The 24,229-nt window shown below is 63.6% G+C and carries 21 protein-coding genes; 14 read left to right on the top strand and 7 right to left on the bottom strand.

What is annotated here, in order from left to right; translation table 11 throughout:
- Nucleotides 1-77 precede the first annotated feature (77 nt).
- Nucleotides 78-242 (top strand): Flp family type IVb pilin, encoded by a 165-nt coding sequence (locus KMZ29_RS18265; protein ID WP_215602560.1) that lies wholly within the window; start codon nt 78-80, stop codon nt 240-242.
- Nucleotides 243-307: 65 nt separating this feature from the next.
- Here the strand turns inward: KMZ29_RS18265 and KMZ29_RS18260 are convergent, their stop codons facing one another.
- Both KMZ29_RS18260 and ku read right to left on the bottom strand, forming a co-directional pair.
- A complete protein-coding gene (locus KMZ29_RS18260; protein WP_215620526.1) occupies nt 308-544 on the bottom strand; it encodes a hypothetical protein in 237 nt (78 codons plus the stop codon).
- Nucleotides 545-617: 73 nt separating this feature from the next.
- Complete coding sequence (gene ku, locus KMZ29_RS18255; RefSeq protein WP_215620525.1) at nt 618-1,583, bottom strand: non-homologous end joining protein Ku; 966 nt, start codon at nt 1,581-1,583, stop codon at nt 618-620.
- Nucleotides 1,584-1,937: 354 nt separating this feature from the next.
- Here ku and KMZ29_RS18250 point away from each other — a divergent pair, with 354 nt between their 5' ends.
- The 13 genes from KMZ29_RS18250 to KMZ29_RS18190 all read left to right on the top strand — a co-directional run bounded on the left by KMZ29_RS18250 (nt 1,938) and on the right by KMZ29_RS18190 (nt 19,255).
- Nucleotides 1,938-2,609 (top strand): response regulator transcription factor, encoded by a 672-nt coding sequence (locus tag KMZ29_RS18250; protein ID WP_215602558.1) that lies wholly within the window; start codon nt 1,938-1,940, stop codon nt 2,607-2,609.
- A 118-nt stretch (nt 2,610-2,727) separates the two neighbouring features.
- Nucleotides 2,728-4,101, top strand: coding sequence for an ATP-binding protein (locus KMZ29_RS18245; RefSeq protein WP_215620524.1), 1,374 nt, complete (start codon nt 2,728-2,730; stop codon nt 4,099-4,101).
- A 144-nt stretch (nt 4,102-4,245) separates the two neighbouring features.
- Entirely contained in the window at nt 4,246-5,646 is a 1,401-nt protein-coding gene (locus KMZ29_RS18240; RefSeq protein WP_215620523.1) for a hypothetical protein, read from the top strand.
- 103 nt (nt 5,647-5,749) lie between these two features.
- On the top strand, nt 5,750-6,019 hold the full coding sequence (locus KMZ29_RS18235) for a hypothetical protein (RefSeq protein ID WP_215620522.1): 270 nt from the start codon (nt 5,750-5,752) through the stop codon (nt 6,017-6,019).
- A gap of 145 nt (nt 6,020-6,164) precedes the next feature.
- A complete protein-coding gene (gene ccmI, locus KMZ29_RS18230) occupies nt 6,165-7,268 on the top strand; it encodes a c-type cytochrome biogenesis protein CcmI (protein WP_215620521.1) in 1,104 nt (367 codons plus the stop codon).
- Between the two features lie 64 nt (nt 7,269-7,332).
- Nucleotides 7,333-7,821: a cytochrome c maturation protein CcmE gene (ccmE, locus tag KMZ29_RS18225; RefSeq protein ID WP_215620520.1), complete on the top strand. Its 489-nt coding sequence runs from the start codon at nt 7,333-7,335 to the stop codon at nt 7,819-7,821.
- On the top strand, nt 7,818-9,800 hold the full coding sequence (locus KMZ29_RS18220) for a heme lyase CcmF/NrfE family subunit (protein ID WP_215620519.1): 1,983 nt from the start codon (nt 7,818-7,820) through the stop codon (nt 9,798-9,800). The genes ccmE and KMZ29_RS18220 overlap by 4 nt, the downstream gene beginning before the upstream one ends.
- Before the next feature lie 142 nt (nt 9,801-9,942).
- Entirely contained in the window at nt 9,943-10,443 is a 501-nt protein-coding gene (locus tag KMZ29_RS18215) for a cytochrome c-type biogenesis protein (RefSeq protein ID WP_215620518.1), read from the top strand.
- A 166-nt stretch (nt 10,444-10,609) separates the two neighbouring features.
- The gene (locus tag KMZ29_RS18210; protein WP_215620517.1) at nt 10,610-11,953 is read left to right on the top strand and encodes a methyl-accepting chemotaxis protein; all 1,344 of its coding nucleotides are present in this window, start codon (nt 10,610-10,612) and stop codon (nt 11,951-11,953) included.
- Between the two features lie 237 nt (nt 11,954-12,190).
- Nucleotides 12,191-13,786 carry a Do family serine endopeptidase gene (locus KMZ29_RS18205; protein WP_215620516.1) on the top strand — a complete coding sequence of 532 codons (1,596 nt, stop codon included), beginning with the start codon at nt 12,191-12,193 and terminating at the stop codon, nt 13,784-13,786.
- 369 nt (nt 13,787-14,155) lie between these two features.
- On the top strand, nt 14,156-14,836 hold the full coding sequence (locus KMZ29_RS18200) for a response regulator transcription factor (RefSeq protein ID WP_215620515.1): 681 nt from the start codon (nt 14,156-14,158) through the stop codon (nt 14,834-14,836).
- Nucleotides 14,820-16,292 (top strand): sensor histidine kinase, encoded by a 1,473-nt coding sequence (locus tag KMZ29_RS18195; protein WP_215620514.1) that lies wholly within the window; start codon nt 14,820-14,822, stop codon nt 16,290-16,292. The genes KMZ29_RS18200 and KMZ29_RS18195 overlap by 17 nt, the downstream gene beginning before the upstream one ends.
- Nucleotides 16,289-19,255 carry a bifunctional [glutamine synthetase] adenylyltransferase/[glutamine synthetase]-adenylyl-L-tyrosine phosphorylase gene (locus KMZ29_RS18190; RefSeq protein ID WP_215620513.1) on the top strand — a complete coding sequence of 989 codons (2,967 nt, stop codon included), beginning with the start codon at nt 16,289-16,291 and terminating at the stop codon, nt 19,253-19,255. Before KMZ29_RS18195 ends, KMZ29_RS18190 begins: the two co-directional genes overlap by 4 nt.
- 31 nt (nt 19,256-19,286) lie before the next feature.
- Here the strand turns inward: KMZ29_RS18190 and hydA are convergent, their stop codons facing one another.
- The 5 genes from hydA to KMZ29_RS18165 are packed head-to-tail and all read right to left on the bottom strand — an operon-like array spanning nt 19,287 to nt 24,078.
- On the bottom strand, nt 19,287-20,705 hold the full coding sequence (gene hydA, locus KMZ29_RS18185) for a dihydropyrimidinase (RefSeq protein WP_215620512.1): 1,419 nt from the start codon (nt 20,703-20,705) through the stop codon (nt 19,287-19,289).
- Nucleotides 20,706-20,747: 42 nt separating this feature from the next.
- On the bottom strand, nt 20,748-21,476 hold the full coding sequence (locus KMZ29_RS18180) for a maleate cis-trans isomerase family protein (RefSeq protein WP_215620511.1): 729 nt from the start codon (nt 21,474-21,476) through the stop codon (nt 20,748-20,750).
- Entirely contained in the window at nt 21,473-22,261 is a 789-nt protein-coding gene (locus tag KMZ29_RS18175; protein ID WP_215620510.1) for an ABC transporter ATP-binding protein, read from the bottom strand. Before KMZ29_RS18175 ends, KMZ29_RS18180 begins: the two co-directional genes overlap by 4 nt.
- Nucleotides 22,262-22,264: 3 nt before the next feature.
- Complete coding sequence (locus KMZ29_RS18170) at nt 22,265-23,074, bottom strand: ABC transporter permease (protein ID WP_215620509.1); 810 nt, start codon at nt 23,072-23,074, stop codon at nt 22,265-22,267.
- Between the two features lie 8 nt (nt 23,075-23,082).
- Entirely contained in the window at nt 23,083-24,078 is a 996-nt protein-coding gene (locus KMZ29_RS18165) for an ABC transporter substrate-binding protein (RefSeq protein WP_369810138.1), read from the bottom strand.
- Nucleotides 24,079-24,229: the final 151 nt, after the last annotated feature.

Raw genomic sequence — 24,229 nt, 5'->3', positions numbered from 1 at the left:
TCAACCAATCCCGTCTAGTTCTTGCAACATTGGGCACTGCGCGGGAGAATCCCGTGGCGCGTCGACAGGAGTTTTGAATGCGGCAGCTTTTTTCAAAATTTTTGCGTGACGAGTCCGGTGCCACCGCCATCGAATATTGCCTGATCGCGGCCGGTATCAGCATCGTGATCGTCGTCGCCGTCAACGGCGTCGGCACCACGCTGAACGGCAGCTTCACCTCGGTGAATTCGTCGCTGAAATAGCGGCGGACCGGCCAGCGCGATGCAAGAGTTTCTGCCCGGAGGCTGTGGCGGCGATTGCGGCCGCATCACTGCCCTTGTCCATCCCCGTTCAGCGCCCGCATCATCCCGATCCGCGCGAACATCAGCCAGCCGCCGCCGATCTCCGCGGCGTTGATCAGGTTCTCCACCGCGACTTGCCAGCGCTCCTGTTGCTGAACTTCTTCCGGCAGCGTCATGACGTAATCGGCGGCATGCTGCAGCGTGGTGAGGCTGGCGCGGCCGCGCAGCCGGATCGGCTCATCGAACGGCGTCGACCATGGCATCTCAGGCGAGGGGGTGCTGCAAGGTTGCCATCTCGTATTGAGCTCGGACGGCCGGCGGCGGACGCCGCCGCATCTATCCGGCCTTCTTCGACCGGACCGGCGCGCGCACCGGCTTCTCGGCCTTCTTCGGCTCCTGCTTTGATTCCTCCTCGGCTGCGCGCTTGCCGCTGCCGCTGATCGGCAACAGCATCTCGCGCTGGCCGGCGGCCGCCTTGCGCGGCTTCTTGCCTTTCGCCTTGGCGGCAGGAGGGGCGGTCTGTTTTTCGCTGGCGAGGCTGCGCTTCAGCGCGTCCATCAGGTTGATGACGTTGCCGCTGGTCTTCGGCGCGGCCTTCACGGTCACGCTGACGCCGCTGCGCTTCTTGTTGATGAGATCGATCAGCGCGGCTTCGTAGTGGTCCTCGAACCGCTCGGGCTCGAACGACCCGGATTTCTTTTCGACGATGTGTCTGGCGAGATCCAGCATGTCCTTGGTGACTTTCACGTCCTGGATGCCGTCGAAATATTCCTTCTCGCCGCGCACTTCGTAAGGATAGCGCAACAGCGTGCCCATCAGGCCCTTGTCGAGCGGCTCCAGCGCGATGATGTGTTCGCGGTTGGTCAGGACCACCCGCCCGATCGCCACCTTGTTCATGCTGCGGATGGTCTCGCGGATCACCGCGAAGGCATCGTGGCCGACCTTGCCGTCGGGCACCAGATAATAGGGGCGGATCAAATAGCGGTTGTCGATATCGGTCTTGGGCACGAACTCGTCGATCTCGATGGTATGCGTCGATTCCAGCGCGATGTCGTCGAGTTCGTCCTTGGTCACCTCGATGTAGGTATCGGTGTCGACCTTGTAGCCCTTGACGATGTCTTCGGAGGCGACTTCCTCGCCGGTGTCGGCATCGACCTTGGCATATTTGATGCGGTGGCCGGTCTTGCGGTTGATCTGGTTGAAACTGACTTTTTCGGTATCCGACGTCGCCGGATAAAGGGCGACCGGGCAGGTCACGAGCGAAAGGCGCAGGAAGCCCTTCCAATTGGCGCGGGGGGCCATGGGAAACTCCGAAAACGCAACAGACCAAGCACGCAGAATACCACCGGGGGGCCGGGTTTCAAAGCAAGCCGGGCAGGGAATCGCGGAACGGCGTTAATCGCAAGCGCCGACCGCCAGGCGCGGGTCGGCGCGACCGCAGGGCCGAGGCCCTCTTGGGGCTTTCGATTCGACGTGTTACGTCATTTTGACGCATGGCCGGCCACTGCAAGGTCCGCGCGCTGCCGGGGAGCCGGTGCGAGCAGTCGTGAACAAAAAGTAATGAAGCGCGTCGATGGCTGTTCATCCGGCATTCACGCCGCGGCGTCTCAACTTGCCGGCGGCGATTTTGCCGGGGAACTTTGAGGGAAGACCAGCTTGCGCTTGCTCGTCGTTGAAGACGATCCGGATCTCAACCGTCAGCTGACGACGGCGCTGACCGACGCCGGCTATGTGGTCGACCGCGCCTTCGACGGCGAGGAAGGGCATTTTCTCGGCGACAGCGAGCCCTATGATGCTGTGGTGCTCGACATCGGCCTGCCCAAGATGGACGGCATCTCGGTGCTGGAGGCATGGCGCCGCAACGGGCGCGCGATGCCGGTCTTGATCCTCACCGCGCGCGACCGCTGGAGCGACAAGGTGCAGGGCTTCGACGCCGGCGCCGACGACTACGTGGCAAAACCGTTTCATCTCGAGGAAATCCTGGCGCGGATCCGGGCGCTGCTGCGCCGCTCCGCCGGCCATGCCCAGTCCGAGCTGACCTGCGGACCGGTTTCGCTGGACACCAGAACCGGCCGGGTCAGCGTGTCGGGCAACCCAATCAAGATGACCTCGCATGAGTATCGTCTGCTGGCCTATCTGATGCACCACACCGGGCGCGTGGTGTCGCGCACCGAACTGGTCGAGCACCTTTACGATCAGGATTTCGATCGCGACTCCAACACCATCGAAGTGTTCGTCGGCCGCATCCGCAAGAAGCTGGATGTCGATATCATCCAGACCGTGCGGGGGCTCGGCTATCTGCTGACGCCGCCATCGCCGGGCGCTTGATCAGGGGTGTCGATCAAGTCCCTCGCTTACCCCGGTGTTCGAACATGATCCTGTCCGAAAACCGGCATCTCTCCATCGGGTCGCGGCCCGGGGACATGCTTTTCGGGATCCTGTTCTGATGCGCGCCAGTTCGCTCGCCACGCGGCTGTTCCTGTCGGCGACCGCCTGGGTGGTGGTGATCCTGGCCATCACCGGCATCGTGCTGTCGTCGGTGTACCGCAACGCCACCGAGCGGGCCTTCGACCGCCGTCTAAATCTTTATCTCCGCACCATCATTGCGGAAGTGGCGACGCCGGACAACACGCCCGACCAGTTCCAGTCGCTCGGCGAGCCACTGTTCGAGCTGCCGCTGTCCGGCTGGTATTGGCAGATCGCCCGCGCCGATACCGAAAAGCCCGAGGTGCGCCGGTCGCGCTCGCTGTGGGACAAGAACCTGCCGAAGCTCGAAGAACACGGCGCCGATCTGACCGCGGCCGGCATCCGCCTCGGCTATGTCGACGGCCCCGAGGGCCAGAGCTTGCGGATGGTGGAACGGCCGGTCGATCTCGGCATCGACGGCAAGTACCTGGTCAGCGTGGCCGGCGACGCCACCGAGATCTTCGACGAAACGCGCAGCTTCGACTATTACCTCGGCGGCACCTTCGCGGCGTTGACGATCGTGCTGGTGCTGACCACCATCTTCCAGGTCCGCTTCGGGCTGGCACCGCTGAAACGCATCTCGGAGTCGATCGCCGATATCCGTTCCGGCCGCGCCGAACGGCTGGAAGGCGAATTCCCGGTCGAGATCGCGCCGCTGGCGCGGGAAACCAACGCACTGATCGATGCCAACCGGGAGATCGTCGAGCGCGCCCGTACCCATGTCGGCAATCTCGCGCACGCCATCAAGACGCCGCTGTCGGTGATCGTCAATGAAGCCTCCGCGCGCGGCGCCGATCCGTTCGCGGCCAAAGTGCTGGAACAGGCCGACGTGATGCGCGACCAGGTTGCGCATCACCTGGAGCGCGCCCGGATCGCCGCGCGCCTCACCGTGATCGGCACCGTCACCGAAGTTGCGCCCGCGATCGAGGCGTTGCGCCGGACCATGGAGAAGATCCACAGGGATCGCGGCATCGCCATCGGGATCAAGGCCGACGCCCAGGCGAAGTTTCGCGGCGAGCGGCAGGACCTCGAGGAGATGGCCGGAAATCTCGTCGACAACGCCTGCAAATGGGCGGTCTCGCAGGTCTCCATCGAGGTGCTGGTGGAGCCGCCGGCGGAGCCCGGCGCCGGCCCGATGCTGCGGATCATCGTCGATGACGACGGGCGGGGGCTGTCGGCGGCCGAGCGGGCGCAGGTCTCGCGCCGGGGCCAGCGGCTGGACGAATCCAAGCCGGGTTCCGGGCTGGGCCTGTCGATCGTGGTCGACCTCGCAGCCCTGTACGGCGGCAGTCTTTCCCTCGGCAACGCGCCGATCGGGGGGCTGCGGGCGGAACTGGTGCTGCCGGGGGTATGAGCCTCGCCCGGGCGCCCGAAGCCCGTGGTTCGAGCGGGAGCTGCCGAGCGCCCATTCCTAAACGCCTTCTTAACGCCGGGGCTTCTAAGATGGCCGGCGGACGCGTTGTGCCGTCCGCACGTAACACGCATCCATACCGGACGCATGAGCCAGACATCGACAGAGCGGCTGAGGGACTATCTTGCGCAGCTACCGCCGCAGGCGCAGGCGCTGCTGATGCGGGAGTTCGAGCGCGCCATCGAACGGGGCGAAGACACCGCGGTCGCGACCTTCGTGCTCGAACAATTGCGCAAGATCGTGCGTGGAACCGACGAGGAGGCGCGGCCCCGCACCGACGATCCGGCCCGCCTGGTGTTCCGCCCGCTCGAGCCGTTTCTGGTCGAAGGCAATTCTCCGGTGCGGCCGGGGCAGATCCGCCGCGCGTCGCTGCTGCCGGTGTGGCAATGGCTGATCCGCGACGGCGTGCCTGATTCCGCGCGGGAATTCGAAGCGGCGCTGGCCCGGGTGCGGGAAGCCGGGACCTCGTCCGAACTCGAGCCGGCAATCCGCAAGTTCCAGCACGCCGCGGCGGATGCGATTGTCAAGATCGCCACGCCGGTGCCCGGCGGCGACCAGCAGCGCGGGCTGGCCCGCATCGGTCCGCCCAACGTGATCGAGGATTTGCTGCCGATCGGCTCGGTCCTGCACGCCCGCGAGGCACTGGACACCCTTAATGGCCGGCTACCCAGTTTCCTGCGGATATTCGCGGATTCGCAAATCGCCTCGATCGGCGCGGCCCTCAACGTTCCGTCCCTGCAAACGCCGCAGTTGCTGCCGTTCGCACTGTCGATGGTGTTGCAGCGGCTGAGCGCGCCGTGGCAAATCATCCGCCTTGCCATCAAGATGGCCGCATCCGACGACGAAATCCGCGTTGCCGCCACGCCTTACGGTATTGCCGTCACCCTGGCGCTGCACGACCTGTCGTTCCTCGCGGCCAGCCTGCGGACCGACATCAAGCGCGGCCATTTCGACACCGTTGCCGAGCAACTGAAGACCCTCCATGACGGCGTGCGCGGCTTGCGGACCGAACTCGACCTGCGCAACGACTCCTCCTGGGGCAGGCAGTTGACGTCGATCCGGGCCGATATTTCCAACGCCCTGCAATCGGAAATCGACAGTGTGCCCGGCCGGGTCCGGCGTCTGCTGCGTCAACGCCCCGACAAGGACATTCCTGCCGGCGCCAAGGTCGACGCCAACGAAGTGGATGAAACCGCCGCATTGATCGATTTCGTTGCGGTGTGCCGCACCTATGCCAGTGAACTCGCGATCAACGAGGTCACGCTGCGGACCTATTCCGACCTGCAGCAATATGTCGAGAAGTCCACCGAGTCGCTGGTGCAGTCGCTACGCGGCAGCGATAGCAAGACGCGCGCCTATCGGCAGATGCAGGTCAAGGCGGCCATCCGCTTCTGCGAGGTGTTGTTCGGCCAGGATTATGCATCGTTGATGAGCAGGGCGGCCGAAAATGCCGTGACCGGCGAACGCAAGCCGCAGCGCGCCAGTTAAGAAGATAGTGAAATTCTCCAACTGCAATTTTTAGTTGACCGCATCCAATGCGGGACATACACGTTTTTGCCGGGCCCCATCACCAAGTCATTGAATTCCAGAAATGAACCCAGTCCTTTATTTCGTCGAATTGGAAAATCGCATCATCTCCGCAACATATCGAAACCTGATGATCGGCGCCAAGGTTGTCCTGGTCGACAAGACCAGCGACCAGCAGTTGCCCGATCCGGTCGCGACGGTTGCGTCACCGGTCCCCAACGGGATGCTGCGGATCAGGCTGCCGGGCACCGTCAAGCCAGGGGCCTATTATCTGAAGGCGCTGAACGGGCATGGCGCCGGTGTCGCGCAAAGCGTCGAGTTTTATGTCGGCTAACACCCGACTTTTGCGGGGTTTTCAGGACTTTCCGGTCGTGCCGGCATATTGATAATTGTCAATTGCCCGGCTTGCCGCCCGTGGTGTAAAGCGGCGCATCGGCGCCTCGCCTCGGGTTTGGCGCCGTTCCACCGGAACCCGCCTTATGACGCTGTGGTTTGTGTTCGCGCTGATGACGGCCGCGGCGATCTTCGCCGTGCTCTGGCCGCTGAGCCGGGCTGGCCGGCCGCAAATTGAAGGCAGCGAGGCTGCCGTCTACAAGGATCAGCTCGCCGAGATCGATCGCGACGTCGCCGCCGGGCTGATTGGCGTCACCGAAGCCGACGCTGCACGCGTCGAGATCAGCCGCCGTCTGCTGGCGGCGGTGGATGGTCAGGAAGGTCTGCCGGCGGTATCGAACACCTTGTTGCGCCGCTCTGCGGCCATCGTGGCCCTGGTCGGGCTCCCGATCGTTGCGGTGGCGCTTTACCTCCCGCTTGGATCGCCTCGGCTCGGCGATTTTCCGCTCGCCCAGCGCACCCGCGCGCCCGATGTGGCGCAGCCGCTGGATAACCTGGTGGCACAGGTCGAGGCGCATCTGGAGAAGAATCCAACCGATGGCCGTGGCTGGAACGTGCTGGCGCCGGTGCTGTCGAGGCTCGGCCGCTACCATGAAGCGGTCCGCGCCTATCGCAATTCGATCACCTACAACGGCGACAGCCCCGAGCGCCGGGCCGATCTCGGCGAAGCCCTGGCCGCCGCGGCGAATGGTGTCGTCACTGCGGAGGCGAAGGCCGAATTCGAACGTGCCCTCGCGTTGAACGCCGACGAGGTCAAGGCGAGCTACTTCCTCGGGCTGGCCGCCGAGCAGGACGGCCGCGCCGGCGAGGCCTCGACGATCTGGCGCGCCATGCTCGCCAAGGCGCCCTCGGATGCGCCATGGCGTCCGCTGGTCCAGGCCGCACTGGCGCGGGTCGGCGGTTCCCCGGCGCCGGCGCTGTCGAATGATGCGATGGCTGCGGCGAAAGGCATGGATGAGACCGACCGCGACGCCATGATCCGTGGCATGGTCGATCGCCTCGCCACGCGATTGAAGCAAAACGGCGACGACGTCGAAGGATGGCTGCGGCTGGTGCGGGCCTATATGGTGATGGGCGATCGCGACAAGGCAAAGAGCGCGCTCACCGACGCCCGTCAGGCCGTCGCCAACGACGCCGATCGGCTGCGACGACTGAATGAGGGCCTGAAAGATCTCGGGCTCGACGGATGAGCATGATGCCGAAAAGTGTGCAGCGGTTTTCGGATCGCATCATGCGCGAAATTAGAGGCCACGCATGACGCGCAAGCAACGGCGTTTGACGATGATCGGCGGCTCGCTCGCGGTGCTCGCGGTCGCGGCGGCTCTGGTGCTGAACGCGATGCGCGATTCGATCGTGTTTTTCTCGACGCCTTCGATGGTGGCCGAGAGGCATATTGCCGCGGGCAAGCGCTTCCGGCTCGGCGGACTGGTGCAGCCGGGATCGCTGGTCCGTGGCGACAACCTTGCGGTCACCTTCCAGGTGGCTGATGGCAGCGCCGCACTGCCGGTTTCCTACAAGGGGATTTTGCCCGACCTGTTCCGCGAAGGGCAGGGTGTGGTCGCCGAGGGCGCCCTCGACGCTGCCGGGGTGTTCAAGGCCGACACCGTGCTCGCCAAGCACGACGAGACCTACATGCCCAAGGAAGTCGCCGACGCGCTGAAGAAGCAGGGGCACTGGAAAGACGATTACGGCGCCAAGCCAGCGGTTGGTGCGTCGCCGGCGAAACAGGGAGTTTCGCAGTGATCGCGGAAGCCGGACATTATGCGCTGGTGCTGGCGCTGGCGCTGGCGCTGATCCAGTCCACCGTGCCGATGCTCGGCGCGCGGTGGCGCGATCCCGCGCTGATGAATGTCGCGCGTGCCACCGCGCTGGCGCAACTGGCATTCGTGGCGGCGTCGTTCGCGGCGCTGGTCGCGTTGTACATCGTTTCCGATTTTTCCGTCGCCAACGTGTACGAGAATTCGCATTCGTCGAAACCGCTGCTCTACAAGATCACCGGCGTGTGGGGCAATCATGAAGGCTCGATGCTGTTGTGGGTGTCGATCCTGGCGCTGTTCGGCGGTCTGGTCGCCGCGTTCGGCAACAATCTGCCGCTGTCGCTGCGCGCCAACGTGCTGGGGGTGCAGGGGTGGGTCGCGAGCGCGTTCTATCTGTTCATCCTGATCACCTCGAACCCGTTCCTGCGCATCGCCAGCCCGCCGATCGAGGGCCGCGACCTCAATCCGGTGCTGCAGGACATCGGCCTCGCGGTGCATCCGCCGATGCTCTACCTCGGCTATGTCGGCTTCTCGATTTCGTTCTCGTTCGCCGTCGCCGCCCTGATCGAAGGCCGGATCGACGCGGCATGGGCGCGCTGGGTGCGGCCGTGGACGCTGGTGGCGTGGATATTCCTCACCCTCGGCATCGCGATGGGCTCGTACTGGGCCTATTACGAACTCGGCTGGGGCGGCTGGTGGTTCTGGGATCCGGTCGAGAACGCCTCGCTGATGCCGTGGCTTGCGGGCACCGCGCTATTACATTCCGCGGTCGTGATGGAAAAGCGCAACGCGCTCAAGGTCTGGACCATCCTGCTGTCGATTTTGACCTTCTCGCTGTCGCTGCTCGGCACCTTCCTGGTGCGCTCGGGCGTGCTGACGTCGGTGCATGCGTTCGCGACCGACCCGGCGCGCGGCGTATTCATCCTGCTGATCCTCTGCCTGTTCATCGGCGGCAGTCTTTCGCTCTACGCCTGGAGGGCGTCGGCGCTGAAGCAGGGCGGCTTGTTCGCGCCGATCTCGCGCGAGGGCGCGCTGGTGCTCAACAACCTGTTCCTGACCAGCGCCTGCGCTACCGTGTTCATTGGAACGCTGTATCCGCTGGCGCTGGAAGTCCTGACCGGCGACAAGATTTCGGTCGGCGCGCCGTTCTTCAATCTGACCTTCGGGCCGCTGTTCCTGCCGCTGATGGTCGCGGTGCCGTTTGGACCGCTGCTGGCGTGGAAGCGTGGCGATCTCCTCGGCGCGGCGCAGCGCCTGACCGCCGCGGGGATCGCGGCGCTGATCGCGATCGCGGTGCTGTGGGCGTGGACCCGTGGCGGCAGCGCCTTCGCGCCGCTCGCCATCGGGCTTGCGGTCTTCGTCATCGCGGGCGCGCTGAGCGAGCTTGCCGAGCGAACCGGCCTGTTCCGCGTGCCGCTTGGCATCGCGATGCGGCGCGCGCGCGGATTGCCGCGCGCCACCTGGGGTACGGCGTTCGCCCATGCCGGCGTCGGCGTCGCCTTGATCGGGATCGTCTGCGAAACCACGTGGAACAGCGAATATATCGGAACCATGAAGCCCGACGACGTCGCGAAAATTGCCGGCTACGAATTGAAGCTCGACGGCGTGACACAGCGGCAGGGGCCGAACTTCCGCGAAATGCAGGCGCAGTTCACGATCCGTCTCGATGGCGAGCGATTGAGCGTCATGACCCCGTCGAAGCGCAATTTCACCACAAGGGGATCGTCGACCACCGAGGCCGCGCTGCTGACGCGCGGCGCCAGCCAGCTCTATATCTCGCTTGGCGAGACCAACGCCGACGGCGCGATCGCGGTGCGGATCTATCACAAGCCGCTGGTCCTCATGATCTGGTGGGGTCCGGTGCTGATGGCATTCGGGGGCCTGCTGTCGCTGTCGGACCGGCGCTTGCGGGTCGGCGCGCCGAAGCCGGCGAAGGCGCTGCGCGGATTGCAGGCGGCGGAGTAACTGTTTCCCTCGTCCAGAGGAGCCGCCAACGGGTCGCGCGAATGCGCGCCCGATGATAAACTCCGCGGCGTCTCGATGGATGAGGATCTGGCCATCCATCGGGACGCATCCTTTCGGATGCTCCTCGGGATGAGGGAAGAATATGCGAAAGCTGATTGCTGTTTCGATCATCGTGTTCACGGCGTTTGCCGCATCGAACGTGCGCGCCGTGCAGCCCGACGAGATCATGTCCGATCCGGCCAAGGAATTGCGGGCACGGGATTTGTCGCGCGAACTGCGCTGCATGGTGTGCCAGAACCAGTCGATCGACGATTCCGATGCGCCGCTGGCGCGCGACTTGCGCCTTCTGGTGCGGGAGCGGATCGCCTCCGGCGACAGCGACAGCCAGGTGATCGATTTCCTGGTGGCGCGCTACGGCGAGTTCGTGCTGCTGAAACCCCGGCTCAAACCCCACACCCTGTTGCTGTGGCTGTTGCCGCCCTTGGCGCTCGCTGCAGGCGGGTTCGCGTTGTGGGCCAACAGCCGGCGGCGCGCGAAATCCGCGCCGGCGGAAGACGACCCGCTGCTCAAGTTGACGGCGGACGAAGAGGCGCGGCTGTCGGCGCTGATCTCGCGCGAAACGCCTCCGGAGAAGTCGGCTTAGCTCCGTATTGCTACGGGCCTGTCGCTGGTAATGCGACCGATTTGCAGTCTGGCCGCGTTGGCTGACGGCTTAATGCCGGCCGCAAGATCGAGCCTTCATGCAATCTTGACCTTTCTCTGAAAATTTCATCGCGCATCCCCTTCAGTCCCCCCGGCCGAGCGCACCGATGTTTGCCAACAGCAATTTGACCATCCGCTTCCTGATCGGAGCCGTCGTGGCGGCTCTCCTGCTGTTGCTGGCCATAGGCGGCGGCACGGGGTTTGTCGCCGTCCTCTACCTGAACAATCAGATCACCAGTCTCTCCGCCGAATTCGGCGCGCTGAGCGGTCCGGCTCGCGAGCATGCGTTGCAGATCTATCAGCAGGCCCAGGCAGCGTTTTCATATTTCCTGATGGCTTGCGTGGCTATTGCGGTCGTCGCTTCCGCCGTCTGCCTGACGACCTATTTTGCGGTTCGAAACGGCATCATCGGACCGCTGGCTGCCATCGTGCACGCGATGCGCCAGGTCGCCGACCAGAAATTCGAAACCCCGATCCCCGGCCTTGACCGTACCAACGAGATCGGCCTGCTTGCCGGCACCCTGGAAGTCTTCAAGACCACCGGCATCGAGCGGCAGCGGCTGACCGAGCACGAATTGCAGGAAGCGCAGCGTCAGGGCGAACGTTCGCGATATCTCGACGGGAAGATCCGGGACTTCAACGACCTCGTCGCCAATGTCGTCGGCAGCGTGGCTTCGTCGGCGGTGCGGCTGAAAAGCAATGCGGAAACCCTGTCGCAGGCCGCCAACGAAACCAGCACCAAGGCCAGTGCGGTTGCAAGCGCCGCGAGCCAGGCCAGCACCAGCGTACAGACGGTCGCCAGCTCGGCTGAAGAAATGACGACGTCGATCGGCACCATCAGCCGGCGGGTGACCGACGCCACGCAGCGCGCCGAGGGGGCGGCCGCCCAGGCGCGCAAGAGCGGCGACACCATCCACGCGCTGTCGGAAGCCGCTGAAAGGATCGGTGCCGTCGTGCAGCTGGTTCAGGCGATCGCCTCCCAGACCAATCTGCTGGCGCTCAACGCCACGATCGAAGCGGCGCGGGCGGGCGAGGCTGGCAAAGGCTTCGCGGTGGTCGCCTCGGAGGTGAAGAATCTCGCCCACCAGACCAGCCAGGCAACCGGTGAAATCTCCACCCATGTCGCGAGCATTCAGGGCATCACGGGTGAGACGCGCGAGGCGATGGCGGACATCTCCAACATCATCGCGGAAATCAGCGCGATCATGTCCGGCATTGAAGTCGACACGGCGCAACAGCGAAACGCGACGCTCGAAATTTCGAAGAGTGTCCAGGACGCGGCCCGGGGCACGCTGGACGTCTCCAATCATATCGCCCAGATCACCTCGACGTCGTCTGAAACGGGGCGTCTGGCGAGCGATGCGCGCGACTCGGCTGTCGATCTATCGCAGCAGGCCGAAACCCTGAAACGGGAAATCGACGGCTTCATCCTGAGCGTCAGGGCGACCTGACCCCGGGAGGAGCGGTCCGCCACCGGCGGAACCGGCGGCCGGGAAACGCCCGGCGATGGCCGGTTTCGCCCTGCGGTAAGCCCTTTTCCGCATGCGATAATCCGCCGCATCGGCATCCCGCATCATTACAAAAGTTTAATTCCCCCGCCAGCGCGCGGTAAGGCGGAAACTCCCATCTTGAACCCTGTAAGGTGCTTGCCCCCGGCACCGCCGAAACAGGCTCTGGAGATTTCCTACATGACCGAACGTCCCACCGATTTCTCGTCGCTCCCGTCCTTCCGGGAGCCCCGCCATCAGCTGTTTTCCGCCCGCAAATTTGCGCTGATGGCTTCCGTCGTGGCCGGCCTCGGCATTGCCGTTTACGGCTTCGGCCCGTCGCATGGTCCGGTCGATGTCTTCACCAGCACCGCGCATGCCCAGGTCAACAGCGACCTCAGCAGGGTGCAGAAGCCCGTCGGCTTTGCCGACATCGTCGAGCGCGTCAAGCCGTCGGTCATTTCGGTAAAGATCAATATCAACGAGAAGGTCGCCAAGGACGACGGCGCTGGCAAGGATGACGACTCACCGTTCCAGCCGGGCTCGCCGATGGAGCGCTTCTTCAAGCGCTTCGGCGGCCCCGATGGCCTGCCTCCGGGCCTGCGCAGCGGACCCCGCGGCGGCCGTGGCCCGGTGACGGGTCAGGGTTCGGGCTTCTTCATCTCGGCCGACGGCTATGCCGTGACCAACAATCACGTGGTCGACGGCGCCGACAAGGTCGAGGTCACGACCGACGACGGCAAGACCTACACCGCGAAGGTGATCGGAACCGATCCCCGCACCGACGTCGCGCTGATCAAGGTCGCGGGCCGCACCGACTTCCCGTTCGCCAAGCTTTCCGACGGCAAGCCGCGGATCGGCGACTGGGTGCTCGCGGTCGGCAATCCGTTCGGCCTCGGCGGCACGGTGACGGCCGGCATCGTTTCGGCCAGCGGCCGCGACATCGGCAACGGCCCGTATGACGATTTCATCCAGATCGACGCGCCCGTGAACAAGGGCAACTCCGGCGGCCCGGCCTTCAACACCGAAGGCGAAGTGATGGGCGTCAACACCGCGATCTATTCGCCGTCCGGCGGCAGCGTCGGCATCGCGTTCTCGATCCCGGCTTCCACCGTGAAGAGCGTGATCAACCAGCTCAAGGACAAGGGCTCGGTGAGCCGTGGCTGGATCGGCGTCCAGATTCAGCCGGTGACGGCTGACATCGCCGACAGCCTCGGCCTCAAGAAGGCCGAAGGCGCGCTGGTCGCGGAACCGCAGGCCAATGGTCCGGCGGCCAAGGCCGGCATCGAATCCGGCGACGTGATCACGGCGGTCAATGGCGAACCGGTCAAGGATGCGCGCGAACTCGCCCGCACCATCGGCGGTCTGGCGCCCGGCAATGCGGTGAAGCTCAACGTGCTGCACAAGGGCCAGGAAAAGGTCATCAACCTGACGCTCGGCCAGTTGCCGAATACGATCGAAGCCAAGGCTGATACCGACAAGGGCGGCAAGGATGGCGCCACCCGCGGTACCGACGTGCCGAAGCTTGGCCTGACGCTCGCGCCCGCCAACAGCGTGGCCGGCGCCGGCAAGGATGGCGTCGTGGTGACCGAGGTCGCCCCGAAGAGCCCGGCGGCGGAGCGCGGCTTCAAGGAAGGCGACGTGATTCTCGAAGTCGCCGGCAAGACCGTCACCAATGCCACAGACGTGCGCGAAGCGATCAACGCCGCGCGCAGCGACAACAAGAACAGCGTCCTGATGCGCATCAAGACCGGCGGTTCATCGCGCTTCGTCGCGGTGCCTCTGGCGAAAGGCTGAGCATCGACGTTTTGCGAGCATGATCCGGAAAAGTGGAAACCGGTTTTCCGAAAAGATCATGCCCATACAAGGAGATGAGATCATGATCCGATCTTTCGGATCATGATCGAGAGATGGAGGGTGTCGCCGGCATAGTCGCCCCCGCCGACGGCTCTTTCCGGGGGGCGGGCCGCAAAGCCCGCTCCCTTCGAGCACCTTCCGGTGGAATACGCCCCCCTCCGTCGGAAGGGCCTAAGGGCGGTGAAGTCCCCCAGCTTCACCGCCCGCTTTTTTCACGGAATCGCGAGGCAACGGGTTGCCTTGCATGAGGATGCTGGCCGCGCCATGGTGACAGAAAGCTCAACTTCCCTGACCGCTCCCGATCGCCACATGCGCCTTTTGATCATCGAAGACGACCGCGAATCCGCCGACTATCTGGTCAAGGCGTTTCGCGAAGTCGGCCACGTCGCCGATCTCGCCGGCGATGGCGAGGAAGGGCTGACGCTTGCCGAATCAGGCGACTACGACGTGCTGGTGGTCGACCGCATGCTGCCGAAGCGCGACGGCCTGTCGCTGATCGGGAGCCTGCGCGAAAAGGGCGATCGCACGCCGGTGCTGATCCTCTCGGCGCTCGGGCAGGTCGACGACCGCATCAAGGGTCTGCGCGCCGGCGGTGACGATTATCTGCCGAAACCCTATGCATTCGCCGAGCTGCTGGCGCGGGTCGAGGTGCTGTCGCGCCGCCATGGCGGTCCCGCCGAGGAGACCACCTACAAGGTCGGCGATCTCGAACTCGACCGGCTTTCGCACCGGGTCACCCGTGGCAAGGACGAACTGACGCTGCAGCCGCGCGAGTTCCGGCTGCTGGAATATCTGATGAAGCATGCCGGGCAGGTGGTGACGCGGACCATGCTCCTGGAAAATGTCTGGGACTATCATTTCGATCCGCAGACCAATGTCATCGACGTGCATATTTCGCGGTTGCGCTCCAAGATCGACAAGGGTTTTGACCGGCCGCTGCTTCATACGATCCGCGGCGCGGGATACATGATCCGTGACGGCATTCGGTAAGCTGATCCGCACCACGGCGTTCCGGTTGACGCTGGTCTATCTGTTGCTGTTTGCGCTGTTCGCCGCTTCGCTCTTGGGCTATTTCGCCTGGAATACACGCCGGCTGATCACCGAGCAGATCACCACCACCGTGAATGCGGAAATCGGCGAGATCAGCGAGATCTATGCGCGGCGCGGGCTGCGCGGGCTGGTGTTCACGATCGAGAACCGGGCGCTGCGGCCCGGCGCCAATCTCTACCTCGTGACCACGCCGGCGGGACTGGCGGTCGCCGGCAATGTCGGCTCGCTGGCCCCGGGCGTGATGGCGAGCCTGGGCTGGTCGGAGACCGCCTACCGGCGGCTCGACGAGCAGAATACCCGTGACCATCGCGCGCTGGTGCGCGTCACCGAACTCTCCAGCGGGTTCAGGCTCCTGATCGGGCGCGATCTGGAGGAGCGGCGGCGGCTGTTCGGCATCGTCGCCAAGGCCGCGCAATGGTCGCTGCTCGTCGTCGTCGTGCTCGGCATCGGCGGCGGCATCTTTGTCGCGCGGCGGGTGCTGCGGCGTATCGACGCCATGACCGGCACCACCCGGCGCATCATGGCGGGCGATCTGAGCGGACGGCTGCCGGTCGGGCGGAGCGGCGACGAACTCGACCGGCTGGCGGAGAACCTCAACGCCATGCTGGAGCGGATCGAGGCCCTGATGATGGGGCTGAAGGAAGTTTCCGACAACATCGCCCACGACCTGAAGACGCCGCTGACGCGGCTGCGCAATCGCGCCGAGGAGGCGCTGGCGAAGTCCGGCAGCGAGGCCGACTACCGCAGCGCGCTGGAGCGAACCATCGAGGAATCCGACGGCCTGATCCGGACCTTCAATGCGCTGTTGATGATCGCGCGCGCCGAATCCGGGCAGGCGCGCGGCAACATGGATGATTTCGACGCCGCCGACGTCGCCAGGGGCATTCAGGAACTCTATGAACCGCTGGCGGAAGACGACGGCATGACCCTGCGCGTCAAGACCTCGCCCGCGCCGGTTCATGGCAACCGCGAATTGATCAGCCAGGCGCTGGCCAATTTGGTCGAGAATGCGATCAAATACGGCAAGCCGCATTCCTCGATTCTGCCACTGAGCGCCGGCGCGGGCGCAGCCGCCGCCGGCAATGAGATCGTGATCGAGGCGCGGCGAGACGGCGATTCGGTGCTGCTCAGCGTCACCGACCATGGGCCGGGGATACCGGAATCCGACCGCAGCCACGCGGTGGAACGCTTTGTCCGGCTCGAGGCCAGCCGCACCCAGCCCGGCTCCGGTCTTGGCCTCAGCCTGGCGTCGGCGGTGGCGACGCTGCATGGCGGCGAGCTTCGGCTCGGCGACGCGCATCCCGGACTGTCGGCGACCCTGGCGATCCCGGCCAAGGCCGGCGTCAGTGACAGGCTTGCGGCTCAAACGCCGGATGTGCCACAGAAGGTGGCATGACCTCATCCGCGAAGGGCGACGCGGACCAACCGAGTCTGGCCGCCCGGTTTGTGGACGGACCGCATGTGTCCGCTCCCGATATAGCCGAACAGCGACTGGCAGACTGGCTGACCGATCTGGCGCCGGAGCAGGCGGCTGCGATCGACGATCTCACCGGCCGGTTTCCCCGCGCCAGGACCATTCTTCTCGGCATCGCCGAAGCCTCTCCCTATCTGTTCGACCTGCTGCGCGCCGACGGCGCGCGCGCCATCCGGTTGCTTGAATGCGAACCGGAGCCGCATCTGGCCGGATTGATCGAAAAGACCCGCCGCGGCGTTTCGGCGGCGTCGAACGAAGCCGATGTCATGCGGCTGCTTCGCCGCATGAAGTCGGAGGCCGCGCTCCTGATCGCGCTGTGCGACATCGGCGGGCTGTGGCCGGTGATGCAGGTGACCGCGGCGCTGACCGATCTCGCGGTTGCCTCGGTGCAGGCGGCGCTGCGCTTCCTGCTGAGGCAGGAAGCCGCACGGGGGAAGCTGCTGCCGCCCAATCCCGATTCCCCGGAGGACGACAGCGGTCTGGTCGTGCTCGCGATGGGCAAGATGGGCGCGGGCGAGCTGAACTATTCCAGTGATATCGATCTGATCGTGTTCTTCGATTCCGAGGCGCCGACGCTGGCGCCGGATATCGAGCCGCAGACGTTCTTCGTGCGTGTCACCCAGGCTTTGGCGCGGCTGCTGCAGCAGCGCAACGGCGATGGGTACGTGTTCCGGGTCGACCTGCGGCTGCGGCCGGATCCGTCCTCGACGCAGGTGGCGATCTCGATGGCCGCGGCGCTGCATTATTACGAGCGGGAAGGGCGGACCTGGGAACGCGCCGCCATGATCAAGGCGCGGCCCTGCGCCGGCGACGCCAGGGCCGGCGAGGCGCTGGTCGCGGAAATCGCGCCCTTCGTCTGGCGCAAGCACCTGGATTTCGCAGCCCTTGCCGACGTGCATGACATGAAGCGGCAGATGCAGACGTTTCGCGGGCAGAGCGAGATCGCGGTCGAGGGGCACAACGTCAAGGTTGGGCGGGGCGGTATCCGCGAGATCGAGTTCTTCGCCCAGACCCAGCAGTTGATCGCCGGCGGCCGGCACCCGGAATTGCGGGTGCGGCCGACGCTGGAAGCGCTGCAGGTGCTGGCCTCGAGCAACTGGATCACCTTCGCCGCGCGCGACGAGTTGACCGCGGCCTATCATTTTCTGCGGCGGGTGGAACACCGCCTGCAGATGGTCGCGGACGAGCAGACCCATGCCTTGCCCGACGACGTCGAGGCGGTGGAGCGGTTCGCCTGCTTCCTCGGCTACGACAGCCGCGCCGCGTTCGCCAAGGACCTGCTCGGCCATCTCAACGTCGTGCAGGGGCATTACGGCAAGCTGTTCGAGGGCGATCCGACCGGCACCGCGAAATTGCCGGCGGCCGATTACAGCGCCGGTCCCGACGATCCGCGCCTGGTCGAACATCTGGTCTCGCTCGGCTTCAAGAAGCCGGTGGTAGTGGCGGGAACCGTGCAACAATGGATGACCGGCGATTATCGCGCGCTGCGCGTCGAAGCGACGCGGAACGCCTTCGTCGAATTCGTGCCGGGATTGATCGATGGTCTGGCCCGCGCCGAAGAGCCCGACAATGCGGTGGCTGCCTTCGACCGCTTCCTGCTGGCGCTGCAACGCGGCGGACGGCTGATTTCGCTGCTCAGCCAGAACCGCGACCTGGTCGCGCTGGTGGCGCTGATCCTCGGCGCGGCACCCCGGCTCGGCGACATGCTGGCGCGGCAACCGCAGATCATGGATGGGCTGATCGATCCGCGCTTCTTCGGCGCTATTCCCGACCGGCAGGAATTATCGGCGCGGCTCGCGGCGACGCTGGCGGACGCGGATTCCTATGAAGAATTTCTCGATCGATTGCGGCTGTTCGGCCAGGAAAGCCTGTTCCTGATCGGCACCCGGATCCTGTCCGGCACGGTTTCCGCCCAACAGGCCAGCGTCGCCTTCGCCGACGTCGCCGAGGGCATTGTCCATACCGTGCATGGCCTCGTGACCGACCGCTTCGCGGCCCAGCACGGCCGGATCAGGGGGCAGGAGACCGCGATCCTTGCGATGGGCAGGCTCGGCAGCCGCGAGATGACCGCGTCATCCGATCTCGACCTGATCCTGCTCTATGATTTCGACCACGACCATCCAGATTCCGACGGCGAGCGGTCGCTGCACGGCGCCCAGTATTTTGCCCGCTTCACGCAGCGGCTGATCAGCGCCTTTACGACGCGGACCAATTACGGCGTGCTGTACGAGGTGGATATGCGGCTGCGGCCGTCGGGGCGCGCGGGCCCGGTGGCCTCGCGGATCGATTCCTTCGCCGACTATCAGGAGCGCGAGGCCTGGACCTGGGAGCATATGGCGCTGACCCGCGCGCGGGTGATTTCGGCATCGCCGGAATTTCGCGCGCGTATCGAAGCGATCATTCGCGGCGTGCTGACCCGACCGCGCGACCGCGCCGGCGTCGCCGGCGACGTCGCCGACATGCGCCGCGCCATTGCGCTGGAGAAGGGCGAGGACGACGTCTGGGACCTGAAATATGCCGCCGGCGGCATCGTCGACATCGATTTCATCGCACAATATCTGCAGCTGGCCCACGCCGCCGACAAGCCCGACATACTCGACGTCTCCACCCTGCAGGTACTCGACAACGCCGCGCGGCTCGGCGTGCTGCCGCAATCGTCGGCGGAAATCCTGCGTTCGGCGGCGCGGCTCTATCATGACCTGACGCAGATCCTGCGGCTCTGTGTCAGCGAGAAGTTCAAGCCGGAAACCGCGGGCGAAGACCTGTTGCGCGTGATGGCGCGGGCTGGCGATGCCCCGGACTTCTCGTCGCTGGAGGCGCGGGTCAAGGAGACACAGACCGAAGTGCGCCGGGTGTTCGGCGATCTCGTCGAAGGCCGGAACTAAAGTGCTTTCGAGCCTGGAGCGCTGGTATTCGTCATTTCGCCGGCCTCGCCGAGGGCTCGAACGGCGCTCCTCGACGGAGGTATCGGCCGGAACGTTTGTCGCCAACGAGTTTTCCTTCACGTACGACAAAGCGACCGCGCAGCATCGTCGCGATCGGCCATCCCGTGATCTCCAAGCCCTCATAAGGGGTGTAATCAGCTCCGTGGTGAAGATCCTTTTGCGATAGGGTTGCTGTCCTCCCGGGATCCCAAATAGCAATGTCTGCGTCATATCCGACGGCAATTGAGCCTTTTCCGGCCAATCCGTAGGTCTTGGCATGGTTGGTCGCGGTCAGCGCGACGAACTGGTTCAGCGAAATGCGCCCCTTACTGACACCTTCGGAAAACAGAATTGGAAGGCGTGTCTCGATTCCGGGAATGCCATTGGGAATCCAGCGAAAGCTTGTTCGTGCGTTGGGCGTGAGCTTGCCGGCTTCGTCGTCGTAGCGAAACGGACAATGGTCGGAAGAAAACAGCGAGAAGATGCCTTGCTGAAGCCCTTCCCAGCATGCCTGCTGACTTGATCTGTCCCGTGGCGGCGGAGAACACACATACTTCGCCCCCTCCATACCCAGATCCTTCAGGTCGTCTTCCGTCAAGACCAGATATTGTGGGCAGGTCTCACCCTGAATCTTCAAGCCGCGCATCTGCGCGCGCCTGATCTCGTCCATCGCTTCCCTGTTCGAGACATGAACGATGACGATGGGGACGTCGATCAATTCGGCCAGGGAGATCGCGCGGCTGGTGGCCTCCCGCTCTACGATGATGGGACGCGATTTGCCGTGAAAATACGGCCCCGTATTTCCGGCACGTTCAAGCCGGTCGGCGAGAAAGCGGATGGCATCGTAGTTTTCCGCATGAATCTGAACGAGGGCACCCGACTCGCGAGCGACCGAAAGAACTTCGAGGATCTGGAAGTCGCTCAGTGCCAGGTCAGCGTAGGTCATAAAAATCTTGAGAGAGGTGTAGCCGTCGGCGACCAATGCGGGCAGTTCCTGCCCAAGGACGCTCTCTGTGGGATCAGCAATAATGAGATGAAAGGAATGATCGATGTGGCAGTTCTGGTCCGCAAGCCCGTGATAATCCTTCAGGGCCTCCCGCAACGGCTGCCCCTTGGCCTGAAGACAGTACGGCATAACGAAAGTATTGCCCCCGAAGGCTGCCGCACGCGTCGCACTGGCAAAATCGTCCGCCATGACGATCCCGGGCCCGGAGGGCTGGGAAATATGGACATGGCTGTCGATGCCTCCCGGCAGAACCAGCATGCCGGCGGCATCGACGACTTCGTCGGCGTCGGTCAGCGACTCCCCGATGGAGACGATGCGCCCGTTCCTGATCCCGACATCGGCCTTGTAGGTCTCGCTCGCGGTAGCGATCGTGCCGTGACGGATGACAGTGTCGAAGGCAGCCATGGTTCATTCTCCAGATAACAACACGCAACCTGCCGCAAGCGGTCACGCAACTTCTTGAAACAGCGAACCCCACTCTGTCACGCGCCGGGTATCCACGCCGGCGAGCCTTAGACATTTCCAGACTACAGTCGCGATCGTGTCATAGATTGGAATGCCGGTTTCACGTTCGAGCTTCGCAACCGATGGTGCGGCCTTCAAATTGGTGCAGATGATCGTGATTGCATCCGGTCTGTCCATTGCAACGTCGCGGGTCATCGCCTCCAGTTGCGAGACCGGCACCTCCGAAAAGGAAAAATTGTCCTGCAGGCCGAGATGCCGCTCGCCCTGGCAGACAATACCGAGCTTTCCGTAGTTTTCGAGGATTCTGGCCTGAACGTTATCGAGATAAGGCGTGACGTAGCCGAGCCTCGTTACTTTGCGCTGCTCGAGGATCTCGTTGAGCGCCAGCATTGAGGTCGTAGCGGGAATTCCCGTGGCCGCAGTGATCTGTTCGCAAAGCCGGACGTCGGCCTCGAACCCCAGCCATCCGGACGATGTGCCATTCCATCCGATCGAATCCACCCTCGCATGCGCCAGTAGTTCCGCCGCCCGCAGGATTTCGTTATTGTCGAACTGAGCGAGTGCTTTGCTGGAAAGCGCTATTTCCGTGACCTTGAAACGGGAGAAGTGCGCGGAAACCTCGGGCAGGCCGGCAACCATGGCGGTTGTGATCGGTTCCAGAGAAGTATTGGACGAAGGGGTGAGCATTCCAAGAAGAACACGCTTTGTCATTGGTGGTCCATCGTTTCCAAGGGTTGAGTTGCCCGCTCGGAGCGAAGCAGATCGAGGATATGACGTTTGGTTTCGTTGAACTGCGGACTCGTGATGTCCCGGGGTCGCGACAAGTCGATCGGAATGATCTCCCGAATGCGGCCCGGTCGCGCACTCATCACCGCGACATGCGTTCCGAGCGTCAAAGCTTCGTCGATGCCGTGGGTTACGAAGACGATGGTGCCCTGGTGTTCCTGCCAGATGCGAACGAGTTCGTTCTGCATGTCCATTCGCGTTTGCTCGTCGAGCGCCCCGAATGGTTCGTCCATCAGAATAACCTGCGGATTCATCAGCAGTGCGCGTGCAATGCCCACCCGCTGATTCATGCCCCCCGACAGTTCGGAAGGATAGTGGTTCTCGAAGCCGGTAAGCCCGACCATGTCGATATAGCGTTGCGCGATGGAGCGTCGTTCGCGTTTTTGGCCGCCACGCAGAAGCAAATGAAAGGCAACATTCTCCCAGACCGGCAGCCACGGCATTAGATTGGCTTGTTGAAAAACCACGCCCCGATCGGATCCGGGGACGGAAATCAGCTGTCCATCGACCGTCACGGTGCCGGAAGTTGGCTTCTCAAAGCCGGCGATCATATTCAGCAGCGTGGACTTTCCGCATCCGCTGGGCCCGAGCAAGCAAACAAACTCGTTTTTCGCAACTTCAAGATTGATATCGTCGAGCGCGACGACATCGGACTTCCGTTTGGCGTCCTTGAATACTTTGGACAGGCGGGAAATTTCGATCGTGGCCATGTCTCATTCCCCGCCCTGGATGGTGGTATTGCGTTGCCAGTGAAGGACCTGGCCCATGACGGCGCGGATGCCGAGATCACTCAGGAAGCCGAGCAGCCCGATGCTGGCCATGGCGGCAAGGACGAGGTCGTAACGCAGAAAGTAGTACGAATCCCACAGCACGTAGCCGAGGCCGCTCTTCACCGCGACCATCTCGGCGGTCACGGTGAGCATCCAAGCCGACCCAATGCCGATGCGCAGACCGGCAAAAATGTTCGGCAGCGCGGCAGGCAGCACGATAAAGCGGAGCAGTTCGCGATTTTTGCCACCAACCATCGCGCCCGCACGAATGAGATTGCGGTCGCAATTCTTCACGCCGTGAATCGTATTGAGCAGGATTGGAAAAAATGCGCCGAGAAACACGAGAAAAATTGCGGGCTTGTTGGCGATTCCAAACCAGATGATCGCCAGCGGTATCCATGACACCGGTGGAATCGGCCGCAGCATTTGCAGCGTCGGTTCGATGATTACTTCGGTGGCGCGAGACCAGCCGATGGCAACGCCCAGCACAACAGCAAGAAAGGTCGCGATCGCAAAGCCCGCGAGAACGCGGGAAAAGCTGGATGCCATGTCGTAGACCCAATGCCCGCTGTAGGTTTGGGTGTTGCCATCGGTACCGAATATCCAGTCCGCCCATGCCCACAGCACGGTCGACGGCGCCGGCAGCAAGGCGGCGGGAAGCGCGCCCGACCGCGAGAACGCCTCCCACCCCACCAGAATCAGGAAGGGCACGACGTAGCGATCAAGCTTCCTGAGGTGGAGGACGTTGAGCATGATCGACCTCAATAGCCCAGGTCGGATTTGGGCTTGCCGGTCGCAGCCTCCAGAAAGCGGTAATCCATATTCTTCTCGACCGCGGCGGAGACATCCGAGTTGATGTACTTCAGGTCGCGCATCATGCCGGCGATCGCCACGGCCGAAGCACGATACATCTTCGGGTCCGGGTCGAGATTATCCACGGCGCCTGCGGCAATTGCCTTGTCGAGACCGGTGATCTTTGAGATCACGGCAACCAAAGCTGCCTTGTCGCCCGCGATGAATTCATCGACCTTCACCACCGCGCGGACGGTGTTCTCGAGTTCCTTGGGCTTCGCTGCGACAACATCCGACCGGGTTAGAATGATGTTGGTGAGCTTGCCCGCGGCCTGATCGTAGGGAAGACCGAACAGCTTGGCTGCCTTGTTCTGCAGTATCTGCGTTGCAAAGGGCTCGACGGTGCAGATCAACTCGATTTCACCACGTCGAAGGGCCTGCAAGTGGTCCGACGGATTCGGAATGTTGATGAACTGCACGTCCTTGTTGATATCGATGCCCTGCTTTGCAAATGCGCCGCGCATGTGAATGTCCTGTGCATTTCCGCGGGACGCTGCTACGCGAAATGGCTTACCGGCGGCTTTGAAGTCCGCGATGACTTTCTTGAGAGATGCCCAATCGTTTGGCGTGACTTCCAGATCGTTTCCGGCCAGCATCGCGGAGCCGCCGTTGACCTGCCCCGAGATCGCCACCACATCAAAACCTTTGTCGAGTGCAATCGCGTAGTGAAGGTAGGTGACCTGGGCGACATCGATATTCTTGGATACCAGCGCAGTCAGCGCGTCGGTCCCGGTATTGAAGCCGACGGCGTCGATCTGAACGCCTTTCGCATATTGCGGAGTTAGCGACATCGGTGTGCAGTGCGCGCACTTCGCGTAACCGAGTTTGATCGAGGGTTCGACTTGAGCAAAGCTGCTCGCGACGTCTAGCGAAGCGAAACCAAGGGCGATGAGGGTAGCCAGCAGAAGTTTTCTCACGGCTGATCTCCAGTCAGTTGTTTGCGTATTCCTTGTTCGACGTATCGGTGTAGCAATCTCCGTGCCAATTTGGATACGATATGCAATCATAAAGATAGCTAGTAATATCAAAGAGATCGTTATATTATATCTTAGGAAA

Origin of the sequence: Bradyrhizobium sediminis (assembly GCF_018736085.1) — a bacterium.
GTDB classification, from domain to species: Bacteria; Pseudomonadota; Alphaproteobacteria; order Rhizobiales; family Xanthobacteraceae; genus Bradyrhizobium; species Bradyrhizobium sediminis.
The sequence above is the reverse complement of the archived record's forward strand: the minus strand, read 5'-3'. Positions and strand labels throughout refer to the sequence as shown.

Bases quoted from the DNA above. Each gene is read 5' to 3' on its own strand.
- KMZ29_RS18265 (WP_215602560.1), top strand. From the start codon at position 78: ATGCGGCAGCTTTTTTCAAAATTTTTGCGTGACGAGTCCGGTGCCACC.
- KMZ29_RS18260 (WP_215620526.1), bottom strand. From the start codon at position 544: ATGCCATGGTCGACGCCGTTCGATGAGCCGATCCGGCTGCGCGGCCGC.
- ku (WP_215620525.1), bottom strand. From the start codon at position 1,583: ATGGCCCCCCGCGCCAATTGGAAGGGCTTCCTGCGCCTTTCGCTCGTG.
- KMZ29_RS18245 (WP_215620524.1), top strand. From the start codon at position 2,728: ATGCGCGCCAGTTCGCTCGCCACGCGGCTGTTCCTGTCGGCGACCGCC.
- KMZ29_RS18240 (WP_215620523.1), top strand. From the start codon at position 4,246: ATGAGCCAGACATCGACAGAGCGGCTGAGGGACTATCTTGCGCAGCTA.
- KMZ29_RS18235 (WP_215620522.1), top strand. From the start codon at position 5,750: ATGAACCCAGTCCTTTATTTCGTCGAATTGGAAAATCGCATCATCTCC.
- ccmI (WP_215620521.1), top strand. From the start codon at position 6,165: ATGACGCTGTGGTTTGTGTTCGCGCTGATGACGGCCGCGGCGATCTTC.
- ccmE (WP_215620520.1), top strand. From the start codon at position 7,333: ATGACGCGCAAGCAACGGCGTTTGACGATGATCGGCGGCTCGCTCGCG.
- KMZ29_RS18215 (WP_215620518.1), top strand. From the start codon at position 9,943: ATGCGAAAGCTGATTGCTGTTTCGATCATCGTGTTCACGGCGTTTGCC.
- KMZ29_RS18210 (WP_215620517.1), top strand. From the start codon at position 10,610: ATGTTTGCCAACAGCAATTTGACCATCCGCTTCCTGATCGGAGCCGTC.
- KMZ29_RS18205 (WP_215620516.1), top strand. From the start codon at position 12,191: ATGACCGAACGTCCCACCGATTTCTCGTCGCTCCCGTCCTTCCGGGAG.
- KMZ29_RS18200 (WP_215620515.1), top strand. From the start codon at position 14,156: ATGCGCCTTTTGATCATCGAAGACGACCGCGAATCCGCCGACTATCTG.
- KMZ29_RS18190 (WP_215620513.1), top strand. From the start codon at position 16,289: ATGACCTCATCCGCGAAGGGCGACGCGGACCAACCGAGTCTGGCCGCC.
- hydA (WP_215620512.1), bottom strand. From the start codon at position 20,705: ATGGCTGCCTTCGACACTGTCATCCGTCACGGCACGATCGCTACCGCG.
- KMZ29_RS18180 (WP_215620511.1), bottom strand. From the start codon at position 21,476: ATGACAAAGCGTGTTCTTCTTGGAATGCTCACCCCTTCGTCCAATACT.
- KMZ29_RS18175 (WP_215620510.1), bottom strand. From the start codon at position 22,261: ATGGCCACGATCGAAATTTCCCGCCTGTCCAAAGTATTCAAGGACGCC.
- KMZ29_RS18170 (WP_215620509.1), bottom strand. From the start codon at position 23,074: ATGCTCAACGTCCTCCACCTCAGGAAGCTTGATCGCTACGTCGTGCCC.